The 25,100-nt window shown below is 46.1% G+C and carries 14 protein-coding genes and 1 riboswitch; of the genes, 6 read left to right on the top strand and 8 right to left on the bottom strand.

What is annotated here, in order from left to right:
• Window positions 1–141: 141 nt before the first annotated feature.
• On the bottom strand, window positions 142–1,839 hold the full coding sequence (locus HXT56_RS03225) for an NAD+ synthase (RefSeq protein ID WP_421778433.1): 1,698 nt from the start codon (window positions 1,837–1,839) through the stop codon (window positions 142–144).
• Between the two features lie 309 nt (window positions 1,840–2,148).
• Here HXT56_RS03225 and HXT56_RS03230 point away from each other — a divergent pair, with 309 nt between their 5' ends.
• The 4 genes from HXT56_RS03230 to thiC all read left to right on the top strand — a co-directional run bounded on the left by HXT56_RS03230 (window position 2,149) and on the right by thiC (window position 7,474).
• The gene (locus HXT56_RS03230) at window positions 2,149–2,988 is read left to right on the top strand and encodes a MetQ/NlpA family ABC transporter substrate-binding protein (protein WP_421778434.1); all 840 of its coding nucleotides are present in this window, start codon (window positions 2,149–2,151) and stop codon (window positions 2,986–2,988) included.
• Between the two features lie 189 nt (window positions 2,989–3,177).
• Complete coding sequence (locus HXT56_RS03235; RefSeq protein ID WP_116711824.1) at window positions 3,178–3,972, top strand: methionine ABC transporter ATP-binding protein; 795 nt, start codon at window positions 3,178–3,180, stop codon at window positions 3,970–3,972.
• Window position 3,973: 1 nt separating this feature from the next.
• Window positions 3,974–4,654, top strand: a complete 681-nt coding sequence (locus HXT56_RS03240) for a methionine ABC transporter permease (protein WP_421778435.1) — start codon at window positions 3,974–3,976, stop codon at window positions 4,652–4,654.
• A gap of 59 nt (window positions 4,655–4,713) precedes the next feature.
• Window positions 4,714–4,816: riboswitch (TPP riboswitch) on the top strand.
• Complete coding sequence (gene thiC / locus HXT56_RS03245) at window positions 4,814–7,474, top strand: phosphomethylpyrimidine synthase ThiC (RefSeq protein WP_421778436.1); 2,661 nt, start codon at window positions 4,814–4,816, stop codon at window positions 7,472–7,474. (Overlaps the previous riboswitch by 3 nt.)
• A 395-nt stretch (window positions 7,475–7,869) precedes the next feature.
• Here thiC and HXT56_RS03250 read toward each other — a convergent pair whose 3' ends face one another.
• The 7 genes from HXT56_RS03250 to hrcA form a co-directional block, all read right to left on the bottom strand.
• The gene (locus HXT56_RS03250; RefSeq protein ID WP_421778437.1) at window positions 7,870–8,406 is read right to left on the bottom strand and encodes a peptidylprolyl isomerase; all 537 of its coding nucleotides are present in this window, start codon (window positions 8,404–8,406) and stop codon (window positions 7,870–7,872) included.
• A 181-nt stretch (window positions 8,407–8,587) separates the two neighbouring features.
• Complete coding sequence (locus HXT56_RS03255) at window positions 8,588–15,472, bottom strand: GA module (protein WP_421778438.1); 6,885 nt, start codon at window positions 15,470–15,472, stop codon at window positions 8,588–8,590.
• 429 nt (window positions 15,473–15,901) lie between these two features.
• Complete coding sequence (locus HXT56_RS03260) at window positions 15,902–16,732, bottom strand: inositol monophosphatase family protein (RefSeq protein ID WP_165846023.1); 831 nt, start codon at window positions 16,730–16,732, stop codon at window positions 15,902–15,904.
• A gap of 261 nt (window positions 16,733–16,993) precedes the next feature.
• The gene (gene serB, locus HXT56_RS03265) at window positions 16,994–17,668 is read right to left on the bottom strand and encodes a phosphoserine phosphatase SerB (protein ID WP_421778439.1); all 675 of its coding nucleotides are present in this window, start codon (window positions 17,666–17,668) and stop codon (window positions 16,994–16,996) included.
• Window positions 17,669–17,672: 4 nt separating this feature from the next.
• Window positions 17,673–18,656: a methionyl-tRNA formyltransferase gene (fmt, locus tag HXT56_RS03270; protein ID WP_421778440.1), complete on the bottom strand. Its 984-nt coding sequence runs from the start codon at window positions 18,654–18,656 to the stop codon at window positions 17,673–17,675.
• Between the two features lie 81 nt (window positions 18,657–18,737).
• The gene (gene dnaJ, locus HXT56_RS03275; RefSeq protein ID WP_421778441.1) at window positions 18,738–19,895 is read right to left on the bottom strand and encodes a molecular chaperone DnaJ; all 1,158 of its coding nucleotides are present in this window, start codon (window positions 19,893–19,895) and stop codon (window positions 18,738–18,740) included.
• A gap of 96 nt (window positions 19,896–19,991) precedes the next feature.
• The gene (hrcA, locus tag HXT56_RS03280) at window positions 19,992–21,182 is read right to left on the bottom strand and encodes a heat-inducible transcriptional repressor HrcA (protein ID WP_421778442.1); all 1,191 of its coding nucleotides are present in this window, start codon (window positions 21,180–21,182) and stop codon (window positions 19,992–19,994) included.
• A 339-nt stretch (window positions 21,183–21,521) separates the two neighbouring features.
• On the opposite strand from hrcA, the gene tkt reads away from it, so the two are divergent.
• Both tkt and tal read left to right on the top strand, forming a co-directional pair.
• Window positions 21,522–23,621 carry a transketolase gene (gene tkt, locus HXT56_RS03285; protein ID WP_421778443.1) on the top strand — a complete coding sequence of 700 codons (2,100 nt, stop codon included), beginning with the start codon at window positions 21,522–21,524 and terminating at the stop codon, window positions 23,619–23,621.
• Window positions 23,622–23,846: 225 nt separating this feature from the next.
• Window positions 23,847–24,950: a transaldolase gene (tal, locus tag HXT56_RS03290; RefSeq protein WP_004125840.1), complete on the top strand. Its 1,104-nt coding sequence runs from the start codon at window positions 23,847–23,849 to the stop codon at window positions 24,948–24,950.
• The last annotated feature ends 150 nt before the right edge of the window (window positions 24,951–25,100 follow it).

Consider the following 25,100-nt stretch of genomic DNA (forward strand, 5'->3'; position numbering starts at 1 on the left):
AACGCAACAGTACACGTCGTGTTTCACAAAATTAAGAGTGAATTGCGTCACATTTTAGAAGCATTCCTTACTTAAAATAAAGCGCCAGTCTGCAAAATAACAAACTGACGCTTCTTCGTATCACAACTTTACTTAACGCAATTATTCACGAAAAGCGGTGGTAACCGGCATTCTGCGATCCCTACCAAACGCAATAGCACTTACTTTTGGACCGAGCGGATACTGCCTGCGCTTCCATTCAGCGCGATCAACCAAACGCATAACAGTATCAACCGTATGAGCATCAAAACCGTCAGCAAGCAAATCAGCTCTACCATGCGCAAGCTCAATATGAGCCTGCAAAACGCGATCGAGCAACTCGTACTCAGGCAAAGAATCCGAATCCTTCTGCCCCGGACGCAACTCCGCACTAGGCGGCTTAATAATAGAATTAACCGGAATTAATACACCATCTTGCGGAGCTTCTACTTTCGCAGAATCTTCAAAACCGACAATTGACAACATGCCGACGCCAACCCCATCGCCTGCAGCACGATTCCTCCAACGAGAAAGCGCCCACACGCGCGTCTTAAGCAAATCCTTAATAGGAGCATACCCTCCTACTGCATCGCCGTATATAGTTGAATATCCGCAAGCAAGCTCTGACTTATTGCCGGTTGCGAGCGCCAAAACTCCGCGCGAATTCGAGTAAGCCATTACGATTACGCCACGTACGCGAGCCTGCAAGTTCTCCGCAGCAACTCCTTCTAAGGAAAGTTGCGATTGGAAAGCATTGAAAAGTGGTTCAATAGGTTGCACATCGTAATGCGCACCAATGCGCTCTGCTAAATCGCGCGCGTCATCTTTAGAACCGTCCGACGAGTACATGCTTGGCATAGAAATGCCATACACGTTTGCTCCCCCACACGCGTCCGCTGCCATGGTTGCCACAAGAGCTGAATCAATACCGCCAGAAAGACCTAAGCACACACCCTTAAAACCGTTCTTGCGCATATAATCTCGAAGTCCCACAACGCACGCGCAATACACTTCCTCATCCGCATCAAGTTTTGGCGCAATACTCGAAACTTTCTGCTTTTTAATCGAGCTATCAAAATCTACAAAAGACAAATCTTCAGCAAACATTGGCGAGCGCTCAAGCAAAGTTCCGTCCGCATCTACAACAAAACTTCCGCCGTCGAATACTAAATCATCCTGACCGCCAACTTGGTTCACGTATACAACAGGCGCATTAACTTCAGCCGCGCGCTTTTGGGCTAAATTAAGCCGCACATGCGTTTTACCCTCCTCGTATGGGGAGCCATTCATGGTGATTAACGCGTTAATTCCAAGTTTTGCGAGTTTAGCTACAGGACCACCGTCTTGCCAAATATCTTCACAGATTGCGAAACCTAAACGCAATCCGTCAACTTCCAAAATTTCGCACTTGTTTCCGGAAGAGAAAATACGAAACTCGTCAAAAACGCCATAGTTTGGCAAAAAATGTTTATCGTATTGCAAAACGGACTTACCTTCATGCAATACAAGTAGTCGGTTGCGTGGCTTCCCAGATGACTCGTCAAAACCTACCGTTCCAACTACTACGTAAAGCTCCCCCAAGCCTTCATTCACAAGTCGAGCCGCAAGAGTATCTACTGCCTGCTGAGCAGCGGTACGAAATGTGCCGCGCAACGCAAGATCTTCAATAGGGTAACCAGTTAAAGTCATTTCAGGAAACACGACTACGCGAGCGCCCGACTGCTGTGCTCGCGCCGTATATTGCACTACTTTCGCAACGTTGTTGTCAATATTCCCCACGCAGGTATCTACCTGTGCTAAAGCCAATCGCAAAAAACTCATATTTTATAGTGTAATAGCTGGGCGTAATAGCGGACGCAACAGCAAACGTAACAGCAAACGAAACAGCAAACGCAATATCTGAAACTACGCAACTCAACAACACACTGCACTACTTTGTTACAACACTTATTTTACTTATTTTACTTATTTTTTCGCGAACTTTGCCGACAACCCGCGCATTACTAACACGTCATAAATAATACTAATAAGCAAAGTGTAGAATTATTAATTTTTCTCGCCTATATTGATAATTCGTTACTCGCGAAGGGGATTAACTTTCAACGAATTTCACAAAAAGGAGTAGGAACCATGCGCAACATTAAAGTTATTGCTTCACTCACTGCACTGGCAGCACTGACAACCTTTGCTTTGAGCGGATGCGGAAGTGCTAACAAAAACGCAGCCAAGCAGAACGACACCACCATTACTATCGCTGCAACTCCTACTCCACACGCGGAAATTCTCAATAAGGTTGTGAAACCGATTTTGCAAAAAGAGGGTTACAAGCTGGTAGTTAAGGAATTTACCGATTACGTGCAACCAAACACCGCTACTGAAGAAGGTGAAGTTGACGCAAACTACTACCAGCACTTGCCTTATCTCGATAACTTCAACAAGGAAAAGGGAACGCATCTTATTTCGATAGGCGGAATTCATTTTGAGCCTTTCGGATTGTACCCAGGAAAGACTAAGACGATTAAGGCTTTAGCTGATGGTGCAACCGTTGCCGTACCAAATGATCCAACGAACGAAGCTCGCGCACTTCTGTTGCTTCAGGATGCGGGTTTGCTCAAGTTGAAGAATCCAAAAGACGTTAACGCTACCGTGAAAGATATTACGAGTAATCCAAAGAATTTGAAGTTTAAGGAGCTTGAGGCAGCTACAGTTCCTACAGCCATTAAGGATGTGGATCTTGCTGCTATGAACGGCAACTATGCTATTCAGGCTGGTTTTAACCCAATTAAAGATCCGCTTACTTCAGAAAAGGTTGGTGGCATTGCCGCTAAAACTTACGAAAATATTATTGTAGTGAAAAAGGGTTCGGAAAAACTCGCCAAGATTAAGGCGTTACTTAAGGCTTTGAAGACGAGTGCAGTTCGCGATTATATTACGAAAACGTATAAGGGTGCGGTACTGCCTGTGTTCTAAATCTACACTTACCTTGTAGCCATTAATGCCGCATCGTGTATACCTTGCGGCATTATTTTATAGGCGCACATTAAGTTATGTCGTATTGCACAGTTTGGATTCAGCGTTAAGTTCAACGTTGATTCAGCGTTGACGTGTAGTATACGTAACATATACATCGTCGAGGAAGCATATCTGTTAAGGAACAGCATGATTCAGATTGAACATCTTCATAAAAGCTACGGCAAAGGTAGCGACGCACATGAAGCATTACACGACATTAATCTCACCATTGAGCCGGGCGAAGTATTTGGTATTCTCGGCTCTTCAGGCGCGGGAAAATCTTCATTAGTGCGTTGCATGAATCTGCTTGAACGACCTACTTCCGGCAGCATTGTGATTGATGGCAAAGATATTACCGGAGTAAAAGATCGTGAACTTGCTCAGGTGCGTGCCAATATTGGCATGATTTTCCAAAACTTTAGTCTTTTCCAGCAGCGTACAGTATTGCAAAACGTCACATTTCCACTTGAGCTTAACCATGTTGACAAGGCGGAACGTGAAAAGCGCGCACACTATTTGCTTGATTTAGTTGGTTTGAAGGATCTCGCCAACCGCTACCCAATCCAACTTTCCGGCGGTCAGCAGCAGCGTGTTGCTATCGCTCGAGCATTAGCCAACAATCCGTCAATTATGCTGTGTGATGAAGCAACTAGCGCACTTGACTCCACTACTACTGCGCAAATCCTCGACTTATTGCGCCGAATTAACCGTGAGCTTAACGTAACGCTAGTTATTATTACGCACTCTCTTGCTGTAGCTCGAAATATTTGCGATCGCGTCGCGATGATTGACGGCGGTCATATTGTGGAGTTAGGCGATACCACAGAATTATTTGCGAATCCACAAAGTGATATTTTGCGCACGCTTATTGCAGACGAAAAGCAAGAAAATCATCGTAAAAAGCCTGCTGCTGCTCATACGCTTACGAATGAGGTGAAATAATATGTTGGAAGCTGTTACACAATTTACGAGCGAATACGGTGATTTGCTGGTTGAAGGCGTGCTCGATACTTTAGTTATGACTTCAATCGCAACAGTGTTGGCATACGTTATTGGCCTTCCTATTGGCGTGTTGCTGATTACTTCCGGCAAGAAAGGTATTTGCCCAAATGCGCCGTTGAATGCTGTTCTTGGTTGGATAGTTAATATTGTGCGTTCGATACCATTTATTATTTTGCTCGTAGCTTTAATTCCGTTCACTCGCCTGATTGTTGGCACTTCCCTTGGTGTTCCGGGTGCTATTGTGCCGCTGGTTGTTACCGCTGCCCCATTCGTTGCTCGTATTGTCGAACAGTCGTTGGCAGAAGTTGACGGAAGCTTAATTGAGGCCGCACAAAGCTTTGGCGCTAGTAAATTGCAGATTGTGCGCAAAGTATTGTTGTGGGAAGCGTTACCTTCGCTTATTCGTGGAGCTGCTCTTACCTTTATTACGCTTTTTGGTTTCTCCGCAATGGCTGGAACCGTAGGCGCAGGCGGTCTTGGCGATATTGCTATTCGTTACGGCTACCAGCGTTACCAGTACGATGTAATGGCTGTGGCCGTGGTACTCTGCATTATTCTCGTGCAAATCGTGCAAAGTTTGGGAGATTTTATTTCCAGCTACATTAATCACCACGAGCGCTGAATTTCACAACATACCGTAACTTGTTAAGGTCATATAATCGTGTAAACTAGCCAACGATTCATTTTTTGCAGGGGAGCTTTCGTAAGAAGGCTGAGATAGGCGAAAACCTGACCCTTAGAACCTGTTAGTTAATACAACGTAGGGAGCAATGATTCTCATATGACCTCGAATTATCCGTATGCCTCGATGCGTGACCAATTCAATATAAACGCCTGCTTTATTGCAGACCCACAAGCTTGTAATAATCGACCACTTACAGATATTGTTGACGACGCTTTACGCGCTGGAGCGACACTTGTTCGCCTGCATTGCAACAATGAAAACGCTAAGGAAATTACAACTATTGCTCGCGATATCGCTCAAATTATTGAAGATAACAATAAGTGCGATTCCGTAACGTTTGTTATTGACGAGCGAGTTGACGTTGCTTGGCAAGCTAGAAATCAAAGTATCAAAGTTGACGGCATTCACCTTGCCCAAAGCGATATGGAACCTCGAGAAGCACGTGCTTTGCTTGGAGAGGACGCTATTATTGGCTTGTCTGTTGAAACCGAAAGTTTAGTCAAAGTTATTAATGAGCTTCCGGATGGTTGCATTGATTATATTTGCGTAACTGCCATGCACAATCCTGAAGAAGGATGCGAAAATACTACTGCCTCCTACGAATTGGAAGCAAATCATACTACGCTTGACGAAGCAAAAATTAATACGATTTGCTCTGCGAGTGATTTTCCGGTTTTGGTTGGTGGCAAAACGCAACTTGACGATGTGTCTATGATCGCAGGAACTAAAGCTGCGGGCTTCTTCGTTTCCGAGCCGCTTTATGCTTCAGAAACACCAGAATCCACTATGCGTGAATTTGTTGAACGTTGGAAAGCTGTACGGGGTGAAGTAAAACATGGTTACGCTAAACGCGTAATCGTAGCGGAAAATACAGAAGAAAAGTCTTCAAAACCATCTGAAGAAAAGAAGCCGACGTTTATTAACGCTAAAGAAGCAAAAGATGCAGCAAAATTAGCTAAGCAACAACGTGTTGATATTGCGGCTCGCGGTTGCACTCAGCGAGACAAGGCGCATATTCGCAAAACAACTCCTGTTCATTTTGAATACGAGTACGGTTCCTACGATTTGGAGGTTCCGTACACGGAAATTAAGCTTTCGGATACTCCAGGCGTGGGACCTAACCCGCCTTTTAAGGACTACAATACGGAAGGTCCAAAGTGCGATCCTAAAGAAGGTTTAGCTCCACTTCGTCTCGATTGGATTCGCGACCGCGGTGATGTTGTAGAGTATGAAGGACGCAGGCGTAATCTCCAAGACGATGGCAAGCGCGCTATTAAGCGCGGTAAGGCTTCTAAGGAATGGCGTGGTCGCACGCATAAGCCAATGAAGGGTGCGGATCATCCGATTACGCAAATGTGGTACGCTCGCCACGGAATCGTAACTCCAGAAATGCAATATGTTGCTACTCGCGAAAATTGTGACGTGGAGCTGGTTCGCGAAGAAGTTGCAGCCGGACGCGCTGTAATTCCTTGCAATATTAACCATCCGGAAGCTGAACCTATGATTATTGGTTCTCGCTTCTTAACGAAGCTCAACGCAAACATGGGCAATTCTGCTGTTACGTCGTCTATCGACGAAGAAGTAGAAAAGCTTACGTGGGCCACGAAGTGGGGTGCTGATACCGTGATGGATCTTTCCACCGGTAACGATATTCACACGACTCGCGAATGGATTTTACGTAACTCCCCTGTGCCAATTGGAACCGTACCAATGTACCAGGCTTTGGAAAAGGTTGAGGATGATGCTTCTAAGCTTAGCTGGGAGCTGTTCCGAGACACGGTTATTGAGCAGTGCGAGCAGGGCGTTGACTACATGACTATTCACGCTGGCGTGCTACTTCGCTACGTGCCGCTTACCGCAAACCGCGTAACAGGTATTGTGTCACGCGGCGGCTCGATTATGGCAGAGTGGTGCCTACAGCATCATCAAGAAAGTTTCCTTTACACGCACTTTGAAGAGTTATGCGAGATTTTCGCAAAGTATGATGTTGCTTTCTCTTTGGGTGACGGTTTGCGTCCAGGTAGCTTGGCTGATGCTAACGACGCAGCTCAGCTTTCCGAGCTTATGACGCTTGGCGAGCTTACGAAGATTGCTTGGCAACATGATGTGCAAGTAATGATTGAAGGTCCAGGACACGTGCCATTCGACACTGTGCGCATGAATATTGAGATGGAAAAGGCGATTTGCCAGAACGCTCCATTCTATACGCTTGGTCCTTTAACTACCGATACTGCCCCGGGCTATGATCATATTACTTCCGCAATTGGCGGCGTAGAGATTGCACGCTACGGTACTGCAATGCTTTGCTACGTAACTCCTAAAGAGCATTTGGGATTGCCGAATAAGGATGACGTGAAGCAGGGCGTGATTGCGTATAAGATTGCTTGCCACGCGGCTGATCTTGCTAAGCATCATCCGCATGCTATGGATCGCGATAACGCTATTAGTAAGGCGCGCTTTGAGTTCCGTTGGTTAGATCAGTTTAACTTAAGCTACGATCCGGATACTGCAATCGCATTCCACGACGAAACGCTTCCTGCAGAGCCTGCAAAAATGGCGCACTTCTGCTCGATGTGCGGACCAAAGTTCTGCTCCATGGCTATTTCTCAGAATATTCGTAAGCGTTTTGGCGGCGCCGCTCAACAGGAACAGCTTGTTGAGGAAGCGCGTAGCCAGGCAATTGCCGACGGTATGAAAGAGATGAGCAAGAAGTTCCAGGAATCTGGTTCGTCGTTGTACCAAAGCGTGAAAGAGTAGCGCGTGTGATTGCGTAGCGTGGGCGCTTGCGTGTGTGCAGAATCGTAAGTGCGGAATCGTAAGTGCGGAATCGCAAGCTCAAAACGCATATATGCGAAGTAACGCAATCGCGATTTAATAAATAATACTTGCAACAAATAATAATCGAAGAAGGTTAATTTAGATAAAGCGAGTTCTGTAGTAAATGTTCGTTTACTGCAAAACTCGCTTTTTTATTTACTACTAAACCGTTACTTTCTTTACACGACTGTAAAGTTTCTATCGCTATTTGGCGAGATTCCGACAATTTCTATACACCGTCGTAAATAAATTGTCGGTTTTACGCAAAAATCCGATATTTTCTTTACACAAGAGTAACGAAAATATCGGATTGTAATAAAGGCAGCGTTTAAGATTCACAAAACTTCAACAGAAATAATGCCAACAGGCTCAAGAGGAGCATCAGAGCGATCTGTTGCAACCGACTCGAGCTTATCTACCACAGCTTTCGACTCATCGTCCGCAACCTCGCCGAAAATCGTGTGATGACCGTCAAGCCAAGGAGTTGGAACGGTTGTGATGAAGAACTGCGAGCCGTTAGTGCCATGCAAAAGACCGTCACGGCCGCGACGCTTACCAGCATTCGCCATAGCTAGCAAATAAGGCTTATTAAACTTTAGTGACGGATCAATCTCATCGTCAAACTCGTAGCCAGGTCCGCCAGTTCCATTACCAAGCGGGCAGCCGCCCTGAATCATGAAGTCCTTAATAATGCGGTGGAATGTAAGACCATCGTAAAATGGCTCATGAGAAGGCTTTCCTCTAAATGGGTCGATCCATTCGCGCTCACCGGTGGCGAGGCCAACGAAATTCTTTACTGTTTCAGGCGCTTTGGTATCAAACAGGTTGATTTTAATATCGCCTTCAGAAGTATGCATAATAACTGTAGTCATATTCGTAATTTTCCCATACGTTAGCGACTACTCTAAACGCTTGAGTTGAAACGCTTGAGTCCGTTTTTAGATATAAAAATGCCCTCACCTACTGGAGTAAATATAAAGGCGAGGGCATGACTTAATTTATTAGCTAATCTGCTTAAGCTCAGTGATTAGTTAAGCAGATTAGCTACATAGCTTACTTGCTGCAGTGGCGGGAGGTTCCGCGGCGCTTGCTCACGAAGAGTGCAGCACCAGCAGCAGCTATTGTTGCAGCAAACGTACTCAACGCAGACACTGCGCTACCAGTATTACTAAGCTGAGCAACTTTACCACTCTTCAGCACCTGAGCGCGCACAGAAGCACGAACCTGAGCCGCATGAGCTTGAGCATCCGCAAGATTCTTACGGGCATCCGCAAGCTTACGCTTAGCAGCATCAACCTGAGCCTGAGTTGCATTATGATCAGCCGCAACCTTCTTAGCCTCAGCCAAAGCAGAGTCAAGAGCCGCCTGAGCCGCAGCAACCTGAGCATCAGCCTGCTTTACAGCAGGATTATTCTCAACTGCAGCAGTCACAGCAGCGTTATTGTTAGCAGCAGCGTTAGCACCAGCGTTACCAGCGTTTGCACCAGCGTTACCAGCGTTCGCAGCGTTGTTAGCACCAGCATTACCGGCATTTGCACCAGCGTTATTAGCGTTCGCAGTGTTGTTAGCACCAGCATTACCAGCGTTTGCAGCGTTGTTAGAACCAGCGTTACCGGAATTTACACCAGCATTACCAGCGTTTGCAGACTGCGAATCAGACTCAGCACCCTGAATCTGAAGGTTCAACTCACCCTTATCTACAGTAGTAGGCGCATTATCATTCACACCAAACCCAAGCGAAGTATCACCCTCATGACCACTACCAGCAACACCAGAGTTATTCGTGCCAGTATTACTCGTACCAGCGTTACTCGTACCAGTAGAACCGAAACCAAAGTCACCAGAACCAGGAACCGTACCAGGAACAACACTAGAACCACCAGGCACAGCACCGGTTCCAGCATTACCGGTTCCGGTTTCAGAACCAGTGTTACCAGTTCCAGTGTTGCCGTCGCCAGCATACTCGTCACCACTCAAACCATTAGCTTGAAGAATATTACGCTTAGCCTCACGAAGCTTAGACAAAGCAGCATTCACCTGAGCCTGAGTTGCATTAGGATCAGCAAGCACACGACGAGCCTCAGAAAGCGCCGCATTATACGCATCCTTATGAGGAGCATCTGCAACAAGATACGATCCACGAGCACGGAAAGCAACATCGTCGCTAACCTCCGACTGCAAGTGAGACTTATCAACAGTAGCAGAATCATGCAAATCCTTCTGAGCATTCTTCAAATCCTCAGCAGCCTGATTCACCTGATCCTGAGTTGCATTCGGATCCTTATTCACTTCGTTAGCGTGATCCAAAGCGTGATCATAAGCCTGCTTCTTATCCGAAGGAGCATTATTATAATCATCCGACTTCTTCACATTAGGCTCATTGCCAATTTCCTTTTGCAAACCACTCTTATCAACAGAAGGAGTTGGAGCTGGCTTCAAATCATGCTCAGCCTTCTTCAAATCCTCAGCAGCCTGATTCACCTGATCTTGAGTTGCATTCGGATTATTGTTCACTTCGTTAGCGTGATCCAAAGCGTGATCATAAGCCTGCTTCTTATCCGAAGGAGCATTATTGTACTCATCCGAATTCTTCACATTAGGCTCGTTGCCAATTTCCTTTTGCAAACCACTCTTATCAACTGAAGGAGTTGGAGCCGGCTTCAAATCATTCTCAGCCTTCTTCAAATCCTCAGTAGCCTGATTTACCTGATCCTGAGTTGCATTCGGATTATTGTTCACTTCGTTAGCGTGATCCAAAGCGTGATCATAAGCCTGCTTCTTATCCGAAGGAGCATTATTATAATCATCCGACTTCTTCACATCACCACTACCATTAATACCCTGCTGCAAGTGAGACTTATCAACAGAAGGCGCTGGCGTTGGAGCATGGCCGTCAAGAGCCGCTTCAGCTGCCTTAAGCTTTGCAAGAGCATCATCCAAAGCCTTCTGCTTATTATCCTTGGTGTCCAATGTGATTTCACCGTAGTTAGGTGTAGTACCATCAGCGCTAGGAGTAGTCAAATTCTTGATAAGATCCTGAGCATCCTTAAGAGCCTTATCAAACGCAGTCTTCTTATCCGTAGTAGTAGCATACGTATACTTATCTGAGTTCTTAACATTGCTGTCCTTATCAATCTCATCTTGCAACGGCTTGGTGTCAACGCCATCCAAAGCAAGGCGAGCCTTAATAAGCTTGTCAAGAGCGTCGTCAACAGCCTGCTGAGCAGTTGCTTCCTCTTCAGCACTCATCTTCTTGGCACCAGGATTCTTAGTATCTTCAGCAGTCTTCAAAGCTGTTTCAGCCTCGCTCAAAGCTGTATCGAACGCAGCCTTCTTTTCTGCAGAAGAAGTGTTGTAAACAGAATTGCCTGGAGTCTTAGGATCGGTTTCGCTTGGCTTGTAGGTCTTATCGGACTTAATCTCAGCAGCGAGAGCATCAGTCTTAAGACCAGCACTCTTAGCATCAGGATTGATAGCGCGCATTGCCTTAAGAAGGTCATTGTACAGCTCATTAACCTGATCCGCATTCTTGGCGTCGCCATCGGCCTTATCAAGAACATCCTTAGCAGCTTTGTAAGCGGCGTCAAACGCATCTTTCTTAGTTTTATCGGCGAAATTCTTGTATGTATTTCCGTTGGAGAAATCATCAGCCGTCTTCTTCAACTCTTCAAGACGAGCCATAGCATTATCGGTGTTTGCAGCGTTAGCGAGCGCAACATCGATATCATCTATGCCAAGATCCTTACCGTTCTCATCCGTGTGATTATGTGCATCAGTATCTTCAATAATCTTCTTGAAAGCATCACGCTGCGCATCATTAAGATGCTTGAACTCATCAAGCTTCTTTAGAGCATCTTCAATCTTCTTGTGCTTCTTAGCCTGATTGACTATTGCTTCAGGATCGCCGGAATGAGTAGAATCATCAATCTGCTCCTTATACTTATCTTTTTCGTCTTTAGTCAAGCCAGGAATATTGTCAATTTCTTCCTCAGCTTTCTTCTTTTCCTCGCCAAGTTTTCCATTTTGTGTTTGACTTGGATCACTAGCACTTGTCTTCTGCGCGTTAGTCACCTGAGTGTTGATTGCATCTTTTGCAGCCTTGATAGTTGCATCAATATTCAACGCATCCTTAATCTGAGAAGGTTTGGTTGCCGCATTGACTGTGTTTTTTGCCTTAGTAATGGCGTCCTTAGCAGCTGAAATCTTTGTTTTAACTTCCTCCGTTTTTTGAGCATCAGTTAACGAAGACTCAGCGCTTGTAATCTCCTGCAAAAGCGCATCAAGCTTCGCAATACCAGCATTCTTGGCATTCTGCTCGTTAATTGCGTTCTGGCGCTTGGCTGCATCAAGAGCAGTCTTAATCTCTTTTGCAGTAGCAGCAGGATCCTTCTTTGCAAGAGCGGTTTCCAAAGCAGCGAGGGTTGAATCTTTACCAGGAGTTCCGCCGAGCAACTCATTTAGAGCAGCGTCCTCATTGTGATTTGGATCAGACGAATCAGCATCTCCACCCTTACCGTGGTCGAGGAACACAAACTTTGCTTTTTGTGCTTCATCCTTAGCGCCCTTAAGCTCATCTGCTAGCTTTGCAGCATCAACAATCTTCTGGACGTCTGCAGGAGTCTTAACGTTTTCACCATTAAGCTTATTCTTAAACTCCGTCTTTTCTTCATTTGACAAATGAGTAAGAGCTTCGATTGCTTTCTTGGCAGCTTCTTTAGCGGCATCAAGCTCGTGCTTATCCTTTTCGTCGCCACCATTCTTGTTCTTGTTGATGATTTGCTGAACGTTAGGATCAGTCTTGTTAGTATTACCCTGATTCTTAGCATCATTCAGGATCTTTTGAATACCAGGCTGATCGGTAGCATTATCAATATCGCTCTTGAACTTCTTCTTCTGATCAGGAGTCAGATAAGGATTCTTATCAATAATCTTCTTCGCATCATCCTTCATCTGCTGGAGTTGCTCAGGAGTTAGAGCTGGGTTTTGATCCTTAGACTTAGGAGTAAACAAATCAGCTTTCTTAATACGAATCAGTTCTTCCGCATTAGCGCTGGTAGTACCTGCTTTCCAGCCACGAACAACCAAATCTCCGGTATTTGAATCAACAACTACACTCGTCACACCACCTGCTTGCCTATCCCCAGTGTAAATATTCAAGCCGGATGTTCCACTTGCAACAGGAGTTAAGCCATACGTGTTTGCATTGCTGCCAGAAAGAACAGTAGCACTCTTAGAATAAGCATTCTCGAGATTTGACCAGTCAGTCGTCGTATAGTTCTTCTTCAAGAACTGCTCTACAACAATCTTCTTGTAATCAGCATCAGTTAAATCACCATCATGATCCAATGTCAACTTCTCAAAGTTATACTTATACTCAACTGGCTTTGGCTTCTGATAATCAGCAATCTTCTTGATAAGTTCACGAAGAGCTTTCTCATCAGTCATGCCATTAATATCTGTGTCAGTAGCTTTAAGAGTAGTTATATCGGCATCTGCTAACTCTCCAGCATTCTTTCGCTGGTCGCGAAGCTGCCTAGCAAGAGTCTTCAACTGATCAATAGTGTTATCCGTAGGAGTCTGGCTTCCGCTATTTGGAGTGTACAAATCATTTGCTGAAATAGTAAATAATGGGCCGTCAGTTGACGCATCAATCTCAGCATCTTCCTGGTCTGCATAACGATAACCAGTAACCGTTAATCCATTGTTATTTGTATTTACACTAATTGATGTAATTCTTCCATTACCATTATTATACGGTTCAAGATTTTTTGTGCCTTTTTTTGCCTTCCAGCTTGTACTAATAGCCACATTACTAGTAACATGTTCTAAATCTTGTTCAGTCCATCCGGTGTAATTATCTTTAACAAACTGCTTTAATGCCTTAACAGCTTCTTGAGCCGTTACATCAGAAACTTTAGCTTCACTAATTTGAGTCTTAGTAACAAAATATGTATAAGTATTTTTGTTGTTGTCAGATTCAGTATACGTTTTGCTCGTAGGAGTCTGCTGCGTAGGATTCTGGGTACCAGTGCTACCTTTCTTAAACAGCAAAGGCATAGGATAAGACTGATCTTTATAGCTTTCTCCAGCCTTAAAAATAACTTTGCCGTTATCGAAGTCGAACTCAACGTCAGTAATAGTTACATCTTTCCCATCAGGATCCTTTGCCTTAAGCGCGGTAAACTGCTTTTTAACAGCTTTAACTGCACTCTTAGTTGTTTCGTTCGCAGACGAAGCATTAAATGGATCAAAGTTAGGTACAACTTTCTTATTAGAATCAGAGAACTCAACTGTAAACGTCTTCTTTTCTTCAGCTGGCTTCGGAACAGGCGGTTGAGGAGCAGGAGTTTTTTTCTTTTCCTTAAGGAATTGCCATGCGTCAATAACTGTTGTAGAGCCATCTTTCCAGGTGATGGTCGCATCACCAGTTGTTTGGTTAACTGTTACAGGTGCTGTATTGTTATGAGCTGTTTTTGCCTCATCATACGGCGTTATGCCAGTGTTGGCTGCATCAAAAGCATTGACAATCTTGGTTATTTCTTCTGGCTTAAGCTGCTTAAGATTCTCAACTTCCATAGTGTCCGGCACAACGTAAGGTGCCCAATCAGCGATAGTTGCTCCCTGATACACGAGTTCAGACGCAGGGATTTCAAGCTTTGAATCATCCTTGTAGGTAATAACAAGCTTTTCACCTTTTTCGTCAAACTTAATACCATCAGGATCAGCTTTTACATTATCATTAAAGCCCTTGTTGTTCGCGTTCGCCTTCTTAAACGCAGCAATAACAGTCTTTTTGTCCTCATCGGTCAACTTAGACGGCTTAACCACAGGCGTGCGATCAGGCATGACTGGCTTATACTTATCTTTATCAGTCTCATCTTTTGCAACAAGAATACTTGCAGGAATAGTGCGAATCGTCTTGTCTTTAAAGGTAATAGTTGCAACACCCTTATCAGATACTTCTACTTTATCTACTAATTCCGAGTAGTGTTTAGTATCCTTATTAGCGTCTGCAATTTTCCCTTTAATTGTCTCTTGCTCAGTAGAAGTTACATTGCTAGGATTCTTAACCTTCGTAACCTCTGGATACACAAGCTTCAAATGGTCCGCAATCTTTGGCGTATCATGCTTTTGACCAACTGCATAATGCCAATTTCCAGCAAAACGATAAACACCCGCTGCAAAACGAAGCGGATTCTCATCGCGCTTTTTCCAGGCGTCATCGGTCATTTCGCCAACGTAAGTCATGTCATAGAAGCGCTGTCCTGCAGACTCCCAGTCAACGAAAATGCCTTGCAAGCCTGCGGTTTCATTCTGATAATCTTGCCACTGAGTTTCAGTATTACCGACAGTGTCGTATTTGCCACCATTAAGGCCAAGCAGCTGCTTCCAGCCCTTGCTGGCGAGCACTTTACTATCCTTAAAGTAGAAATTGGAAATGTTGTTCCACTCTTCTGGCTTATTGTATTTCTTCTGCGAGACCTGGCTATAGCCATCAGTATTCGTAAACTTAAACTGCGAAGAACCGGCTGGAGTAAATGGTTGCTTTTTCCCATTTTGTGTCAGTTTTTCAACGCGCGTATACGTAATATCCTGAACATTCTGCAAACCTTTTGGAACGCCAAACCACCACATTGGGCGGAATCGCCAATCGTCAGCTGTGCCGCCGTCCTTATTGCAATTAGAAAGATAATGAACGCGAACAAACTTGCCAAGCGGGTCTTTACCTTTTTCCTCGCCCGCCTTAGCATGCGCAAGCGTATCGTAATAATCCACCTCAATGTGGAAACGAGCCTCGCTATAACTTGCGTCAGTTTTAAAACCGTAATAAATGTTGTTGCCAGTGCCGTCTACATAACCATCAGCATACGCAGGCGCAGGAGAAACGAATACCCCCCCCCCCCAAGCACCATTGCACCGGCAAGCATCGCAGCGCACACACTCTTGGATAGTGGCGCGTAAGTAGTATGCTTAGTAGACTTTTGCAAATCAGTAAGATGCTTTACAGTAATACTCTTCTTCGTCATTATTCCTCACTTCAATAATGTGTATTCTTTATGTTCCTGCATATACATAATTTGTAATATACAATTATGCGTCCGCCAATAAATTAGCATTCGCATCTTCGTTTCCACACCAATTTGCTATTTAAAACGCTTCGCACTCTCTTAATATGTTCAGCATACATAAATTTGCAAACTGACGCCAGTACAGATTGTATGTTACTCAACTATTCATACATTGCAAGTCTTTTTATGCAACAATTTATGTCGCGTAAATCACATAATTCGCAAATTCCGCATAAATTGAATGATAAGACGTCATAATGTTTACTAAAAAAGTTATAACACGCCATGAGATTATTAGTTACTTAAGATACGGGCGCAACTTGTCAATTAACAAACCGTTCGACGCCACTACATCATTCTCGCGGCGGTAATGAATAGGACTTCCATCCCACTGGCACACTTGTCCCTGAGCTTCTTGCACCACCACGGCACCGGCAGAAACTGCTGGAATATCCCACTGATGCAAATGCGGCTCAAAATACGCGTCGTACGTGCCATCCGCAACCTTGCACAAATCAAGAGAAGCAGGACCGATACGTTTAATATCAGCCGGGCACATTTCTTCAATCGAAGCAACAACATCAAGAGCGCGCTTGGATTCTCCAGGAATATAGGACATTCCATAGCACACTACCGACCCGCGCAATTCCGAAGAAGTAGACGGCGTAATCTTTTCACGCTTCTCACCTTGAGGAGTTCTACGAATACGAATCGCACCCTGGCCCTTTGCAGCCAAATAAGTTAATCCCAATGCAGGAGCGTGCACAACGCCAAGCACCGGTCGCGCAGAACCTTCTTCGTTAAATTCAAACAGAGAAACCGTAAGCGTCCATTCGGCCATGTCTCGGTTGAAATTAATAGCACCGTCGACATTGCCCACACACCAGAAACGGTCGCCCGGATTGCAATGCTCTGGTCTCGTTCTCCAAAAACCTTGGAAAGGATTGACATAGGTTAAACGGTTTTGAATAAAACGTACCAGCTTGTCCGAGAAACCGGATTCGGATTGCATCGGATCTCCCAAAGCCAACGACGTCATATCTTGCGGACTTAACTGATCCTGGTACGCGTGTTTGCCAACATCCTCTAAAATACGCGCAACTTCAAGCGCTACCTCTCGTAAATTCACTATATACTCCCTACCCTGCTGTACGTGAACTTCCCACATTCACGCACACTCTTCTCCATCTAATAAAACTAATTGTCATTTTACTCATTGAATTGAAAGACTTACCAGCACATATATGTTCTGTGGATAAAAGCTACAGAACCTTCACAAACCAGCCTTTAACGCCAGCTAATCACTAATGCATAACATTAATATTTAATCATTGCTTCATAATTCTACATTGCCCATGTACATTCTTCAACTTTTCGTTTTATAAACGCATTAATTCGCATTCACAAAACGCAAGACAGCGCTCAAGTCACGCGTATGAATGCGGTAAGGAGTTGACGCTTCAACTGCTGGCTTTGCGCAAAAAGCTACGCCTAGTCCAGCATGTTGAATCATAGCAATATCATTCGCTCCATCGCCTACCGCAACCGTTTGTTCGCGCGCAATTCCAAGATTATGCGCCCACTTTTGAAGCGCATCAACTTTTGCGTTAGCGTTAACAATATTTCCAAGTACGTTGCCAGTAAGTTTGCCGTCGCGCGATTCCAAATAGTGAGCCGTCCAAAAGTCGATACTCAAACTCGGCAACAATTCGTCTAATATTTCGTGAAAACCGCCGGAAACTGCGCCAACTTTCCAACCGCGCTCGTGAAGCGCATCAATTAAAACTTTCGCACCTTTAGTTACGTGAATACGCGAAATAATACGCTTTTTGCACTCGTCAATATTCAAACCGCGAAGCATGCTCACGCGCAAACGCAAGGAAGTATCGAAAGTAATTTCTCCACGCATTGCGCGCGCTGTAATCGCAGAAAGCTCATCGCCGCATCCAGCTTCTGCACCAAGCAAATCGATAACTTCTTCTTCAATAAGCGTGGCGTCAACATCCATCACCAAAAGCCCCGGCTTCGCCAAAGTTGGCAACAGCGAAGAAAAGTTCATACTCATAATTTTATGCGCAGTAGGCTTTGGCAGAAAGCCTTGCTCCACGCGCCCAATCAGCCGCCTTCATAGCCTTTTTACCTTGCGCTTTTACTTCCAAAAGCTCAAGCGCGCCGCTTAAAGTACCAATCCAAACTTGTTTCTTGCCAGCAAGTAACTTTCCAGGATCAAGCTGATTAAAATCTACAGCATGCGGATTATTAGCATCTGCCGGAACCGCGCGCAACACGTGCAAAGTAATCGGATCCGCGTTATTGTCGTCGTCCGCGTGCAGCTCGCACCACGCACCCGGATTCGGCGTGCAAGCGCGAATCTGACGATCAACCGCAAAAGCTGGCGCGTGAAAATCAATATGCGCATCTTCAACCGTAATCTTTTGCGCAACTTCTTGAGGAGTTTGATCTTGCTCTACCGGCACAATTTCGCCGGTTTCCATGCCTCGAAGTGAAGCAGCAAGCAGCGGAGCACCGTCGTGAGCAAGTCTCATAAGCAAATCGCCAGCATTTTCGTGAGACTCAATTTTCGTAGTAAACTGCGCCAAAATAGGGCCACAATCCATGCCGCGCGTAATGCGAAAAACAGTAGCTCCCGTAATATCATCCCCAGCCCAAATTGCGCGCTGCACAGGAGCTGCACCTCGCCACTGCGGAAGCAACGAAAAATGCAAATTGTACCAACCGAGCGGCAAAGCATCGAGCACACTCTGGCGCAAAATCTTTCCGTACGCCACAACTGCCGCAGCCTTAGCACCCGTGGCGGCAAGCTGCTCAAGAAACACAGCTTCATCTTTTGGATCGGACTCAAGCACGGGCAAACCAAGCTCAAGAGCAGCCTGCTTTACAGGGCTTGGAACCAGCTTCCTGCCGCGACCAGTGGGAGCATCCGGGCGCGTCAGCACTGCGCGCACGTCAAAATGCTCACGATCTTCAGCTAACTCGCGAAGCGCAGGAACCGCAACTTCTGGAGTTCCAGCAAACAATATTGGTAATGCCATATTTCCTCACTATTTTATTAAAGCCGTAAATTAAATCAGTAATTAAAGCCGTAATTAAAGCTGCAATTAAAGCTGTAAAAATCAGCCAACAAAAGCTTCCTTTAATTTACTAAAGAAACCTTTATGCTCCTGAGACTGATTCGCCAACGATTGCTGCTGAATCTGCTTCACGCTGCCATCGTGAGTACGCGCAAACTGTTCAATAAAAGCGCGCTCCTCTTCAGTAAGCTTCGTTGGTATGTGCACCAACACGTGAACAATAAGATCACCGCGATCCGTGGAACGCAACTGAGTCACACCAAGATTTGACAAAGTGACAGTATCGTCGTTCTGGCAACCTGCAGGAATCGTTATTGTTCGTGGACCATCGAAAGTCTCGATAGTAATGTCGTGGCCGAGCACAGCCCAGCTCATAGGAACAGTAATCCAGCAGTGCAAATCATCGTCTTGACGCGTGAATTGTTTGTCGGCACGAATATGAATATCGACATACAAGTCACCAGCCGGACCACCACATTCCCCAACGCTACCCTGCGAAGCTAAACGCAAACGACTTGCATCATGAATACCAGCCGGCACGTTAACGCCAACCTCTCGCATAGTTCGCACACGACCATGACCATGACAATTTTGGCAAATATTACGAATAATAGTTCCGTGACCTTCACACTTGTCACAAGGCATGGAAGACATCATCTGACCAAGCATTGTGCGCACAACTTTCTGGCAGAAGCCAGAACCATGGCACTGTGAGCACTGTTCAGGTTCAGCAGCATCCGCGGAACCGGAACCGTTGCAATCCTGGCAAACGCCAAAAGTTGTTATGCGCACGCTCACATTGCCGCCAAAAATAGCGGTTTTCAAATCAATGCGAGCTTCCGCTAAAGCGTCGTCGCCAGGCTGCACACGAGAAATTGGGCCTTGCGAAGTTCCAAAAGAGCCGCCAAAGAACTGGCTAAAAATATCGCCCATGTCGGCAAAACCAGCGCCGGCAGCACCAGCACCTGCACCAGCTCTAGCTGCGGCAGGATCATTAGGGTCAACGCCCATATCAACCATGCGACGCTTTTCAGGATTAGAAAGCACGTCGTAAGCAGCGTTTACTTCCTTAAACTTATCCTCAAACTCAGCACCGGCAATATCTGGATGATATTTGCGACTCATCTTACGGTATGCTTTACGAATTTCATCATCACTAGCGTTATGATCAACGCCCAAAATCTTATAATAATCAGTCACTTTAATACCTCTAAAATAAACCCCATCAGTATTACTCAACCTCACCTATTGTGCCATATACCAATGTCAGTAGTAAAACGTAGTTCGAATTTATTTTCAGCGATTTTGCGCAATAAACGCGTTCAGATAGCGGGCCACGGCTTTTACCGCTGCCATCGTAGCAACATAATCCATGTGCTGCGGTCCAATCGATCCTATGAAAGCTACAGGAGCGTTTTGACGAACCGCAGATTCAGAAATATTTTCAAAACTATCGATACCATTACTTGTACTACCGTCGTTACGGGCATCACTAGTGCCGTCACTTTGAGAAGTAAAATGCTCCTCTTGAGCAGTATCGTTACTTTCGTGCGCGTAATACGTTTCGTTAGGACAAGAGTTATAACCGTAACCACTAGTAACAATCGAAGCATGCAACAAGCCCGGATTATGCGTTTCTGAACCAATCGCTACGCTTACTCCACTTGCGCAATCACTCGCCTCTTCACTTAAGGTAGTCATCAAACGCATAATAACAGCCTGCTCTTCAAGCGCGTCAAATAGTGAAGCAAAATCACTCATCGTTTGACGGTGAGCAAGCTGGGAGGCTCCAGCCATATACAAATCGTGCGCATGCTCACCAACGTGCATATCTTCCAGCGCTTTCGCAAGAGAACGCAATAAATTACGCACACTCATACTCGCAATAGTTTCAACAAGCGCGTGTAATCTTTGCGAAGCAACTTTGAGCGAAAGTCCCACACACAATTGGTTAATCATAGTAATTGATTGTCGAAGTTCTTCTGCAGAAACGTTTTCAACTTGTAACATATGTTGCGCAACACTGCCAGTATCGGTAATAACAACAGCCAAAAGAGTAGCTGAAGATACTTGAACCAGCTCAATACGACGCACGCTGGCACGAGATAACGATGGAGCCGCAACAAGCGCAACCTGTCCAGTAATACTGGCAAGCAAGCGAGCAGATCTTTGTAAGGTATCTTGCAAACTCACCGACCCGCTTAAAAAGTTGCGTATAGCGCGACGCTGAGGTTCAGAAAGTGGAATAACCGCAGCTAAACCGTCAACAAAGTAGCGGTACCCTTTTTCTGTAGGAATACGACCTGCGGAAGTATGCGGCTGAATTAAATAGCCTTCCTCTTCCAAAGCTGACATATCGTTGCGAATAGTTGCTGAACTAACGCCAAGCTGATGATGCTTCGCTAACGCCGCAGATCCTACTGGCTCCTGAGAACGAATATAATCCTCAACGACTGCGCGCAAAATCATCATGCGTCGGGACTGCATCAAAACTCCTATCAACTTTAAGACTAATAACTTCCAACTTTTAGTCTTCTTTACTCAATTGTACCTAAATTTATTGTACCCAACTCCTTATTTATTGTACCCAAATTTATTCAATACGCGACGAAAAAGTCTGTTATCTAAGAACGATGTTGCTATACGAAATAATTAACGGCAAAGATTCACACAAGGGTTACAGAACATGGACATAATGACACATTTTGACACACATTATTGCATGTTCGTCTCACGCGAAAGATAGGATTAAAGGGCAATGAGAGGGTAAAAAGCCAGCGTGAGCTGTGCTTAAAAACCCGGATTATTGGAAGGAAAGTAGATCACATGACCGATTTCAACTGGTCTGCATTAGACGAGCGCGCCGTAAAGATGGCGAAGGTTCTCTCGGCTGATGCTGTTGAGCGAGCAGGACACGGACATCCTGGCTCCCCTGTTTCATTGGCACCAATTGCGTACACCTTGTACCAGCACTTCATTAAGCACGATCCAGCTGACCCAAAGTGGGCCGGCCGCGATCGTTTTATTCTTTCTGGCGGTCACGCTTCGCTTACGCAATACGTGCAATTGTTCTTCTCTGGTTACGGCTTAACTCTTGACGACCTCAAGTATTTCCGTGGCGGCGCAGACACGCGTACTCCAGGTCACCCAGAATACGGCTTAACTCCAGGCATCGAAATGACCACCGGTCCACTCGGCCAGGGCCTTGCATCCGCTGTTGGTTTTGCTTACGGCCAGCGCTTTGAGCGTGGACTTCTCGATCCAGAAGCTCCAGCCGGCACTTCCCCATTCGATCACAAGGTTTGGGTTATCTGCGGCGAAGGCGACGTTGAGGAAGGTGTTTCTTCTGAAGCTGCTTCCTTGGCTGGAAACCAGAAGCTCGGCAATTTGACCGTAATCTTCGATGCAAACCATATTCAGATCGAAGGCGACACCAAGCTCACCTTCTCTGAAGATATTCTTGCTCGTTACCGTGCATACGGTTGGTACACCGATGAAGTGAGCTTCATCCAGCCAGACGGCTCCTACAAGGAAGACGTTCAGGCTTTGGCTGCAGCTATTGAAAAGGCTCAGGAAGTTACCGATAAGCCTCACTTCATCAAGGTTAATACTTTGATTGCTTGGCCAACCCCAGGTAAGACCGACAACGAAGCTTCCCACGGCTCCAAGCTTGGCGAAGAAGCTGTGAAGGGCTTGAAGGAACTTTGCGGTTTCGACCCAGAAGTTTCGTTCCCAATCGACGAAGAAGCTTTGGCTCACGCTCGCAAGGTTGCAGAGCGCGGCTTGGCTGCTCACAAGGCTTGGGATGAAGCTCTTGCAAAGTGGGCTGCCGCCAACCCAGATAAGGCTGCTCTGTATGAGCGTCTTAAGGCTGGCAAGCTTCCTGAAGGCTTCGACAAGGCTATCGACGACTTGGTTGCTGGCTTCGAAGTCGGCTCCAAGGTTGCTACCCGTAAGGCTTCCGGCGCAGTTCTTAACGCAATTGCTGCCGTTATGCCAGAACTTTGGGGTGGTTCCGCTGACTTGGGCGGCTCCAACAACACCAACATTAAGGGCGCTGACTCCTTCGGCCCATCCGAGGATGCAACCCGCACTTGGCCAAACGTTTCCGAGTACGGCCGTCAGCTCCACTTCGGCGTGCGTGAGTTCGCAATGGGTGCTATCACCAACGGCATTTTGCTTGGTTCTGACACTCGCCCATTCAACGGCACCTTCTTCCAGTTCTCTGACTACGAGCGCCCAGCAGTTCGCTTGGCTGCTTTGATGGAGATTCCAAACCTCTATGTTTGGACTCACGATTCCGTAGCTTTGGGCGAAGATGGTCCAACCCACCAGCCAATCGAACACTTGGCTGCTTTCCGCGCTATTCCTCAGCTTGAGGTTGTGCGCCCTGCAGACGAGTACGAGACTGCTGAAGCTTATCGTTACTTCTTCGAGAAGAAGAACAGCTACCCAACCGCCATGATTTTGACCCGTCAGGGCGTTCCAACCCTCGCTGAGACTGCTGAGAAGGCTCGCGAAGGCGTGAAGCACGGCGCTTACGTTTTGGTTGATTGCGAAGGCACTCCAGACGTAATCATCATGGCAACCGGTTCTGAAGTTCAGTGGGCTGTTGCCGGCGCCAAGACTTTGGCAGCTGAAGGCATCAAGGCTCGCGTTCTTTCCATGCCATCTCTCGAATGGTTCGAAGAGCAGGACGAAGAGTACAAGGAAGCAATCCTTCCAAAGTCCGTCAAGGCTCGCGTCTCCATCGAAGCTGGCTTGGCATTGCCTTGGTACAAGTATCTTGGCGATTGCGGCAAGGCTGTTTCTATCGAACAGTACGGCTTGCAGGGTGACGGCGGTCAGAACATGATCGACTTGGGCATTACTGCTGAGCACGTAGTAGAAGCTGCCAAGGCTTCTATCGAAGAAGCTCGCGCTTAAGATAGTAAGTAAGCAAAAAGCAAGTAAGCAAAAATAAAACTTGATGTATCAAAATAAAATTGATATGTCACAAAACTAGAAGTGCTAATTTAGTAACTTCACAAGAAACAGCGACGGCGTGTTGGTGCCGAGCTACCGTTGGTTCGACATCAACCGCTGTTTCTTGTAACAACGCCACAATACCGACGTGCCCCAATTGGTGGAGCACAGTGTTAAGGAGATAACATGACTGAAGCAACGCAGCGCACCAGCGATTCCGGCGTTTCTATTTGGTTGGACGATTTGTCCCGTACCCGCATCGAATCCGGTTCTTTGCAGGATTTGATTGCTAACAAGAATGTTGTTGGCGTTACCACCAACCCATCCATCTTCCAGAAGGCTTTGAGCCAGGTTGGTCCATACGATGCACAGCTTAAGGAACTCGGCAAGGTTGACGTTGAGACCGCTATTCGCGAGTTGACCACCACCGACGTTCGCAACGCAACCGATATCTTCCGCGAGATTGCTGAAAAGACCGATTTCGTTGACGGCCGCGTCTCCATCGAAGTTGACCCACGCTTGGCTCACGATACTGCTAACACTGAGAAGCAGGCTGAAGAGCTTTGGGCAAAGGTTGATCGTCCAAACGTTATGATCAAGATTCCTGCAACTTTGGAAGGTCTTCCAGCTATCACCGCTACCCTCGCTAAGGGTATCTCCGTGAACGTGACCTTGATCTTCTCCCTCGAGCGCTACGAGCAGGTTATCGACGCCTTCATCGAAGGTATCGCTCAGGCTGCCGCTAACGGCCACGACTTGAAGCACATTGGTTCCGTAGCTTCCTTCTTCGTCTCCCGCGTTGATAGCGCTGTTGACAAGCTCCTCGAAGCTAACGGCTCCGATGAAGCTAAGGCTCTTGAAGGCAAGGCTGCTGTTGCTAACGCTCGCTTGGCTTACGAACTCTTCGAGAAGAAGTTCGCAGCTGACCCACGTTGGGCTGAGCTTGAGGCCAAGGGCGCTAAGAAGCAGCGTCCACTTTGGGCTTCCACCGGCACCAAGAACGCAGCTTACTCCGATTGCAAGTACGTTGACGAGTTGGTTGCTGAGCATGTTGTTAACACCATGCCAGAAAAGACTTTGAACGCTCTTGCTGATCACGGCAACGGCGCTGCTTCCATTAAGGGCACTTACGAAGAGAGCCACGCTGTTATGAACAAGCTTGCTGAGCTTGGCATCAACATCAAGGACGTTACCGACAAGCTTGAGGCCGACGGTGTTGCCGCCTTCATCAAGTCTTGGGATTCCGTGATTGCAGACGTACAGTCTGGCATCGATCGCGTAAACGCCTGATTTGATTAATCAGTAATAAATAAACATAAACCGCACATGTTCGTGGATTAATTCGCACATGTGCGGTTTTTGTTTTGCGCAGCGCTCCAAACGCTAGATAATTCCCCACATTTGGAGCGTTCAGCAAACATATAAGTAAAGTGGGAAGAA

This window comes from Gardnerella nova (genome assembly GCF_049244055.1).
In the GTDB taxonomy this organism is placed as follows: Bacteria; Actinomycetota; Actinomycetes; order Actinomycetales; family Bifidobacteriaceae; genus Bifidobacterium; species Bifidobacterium vaginale_H.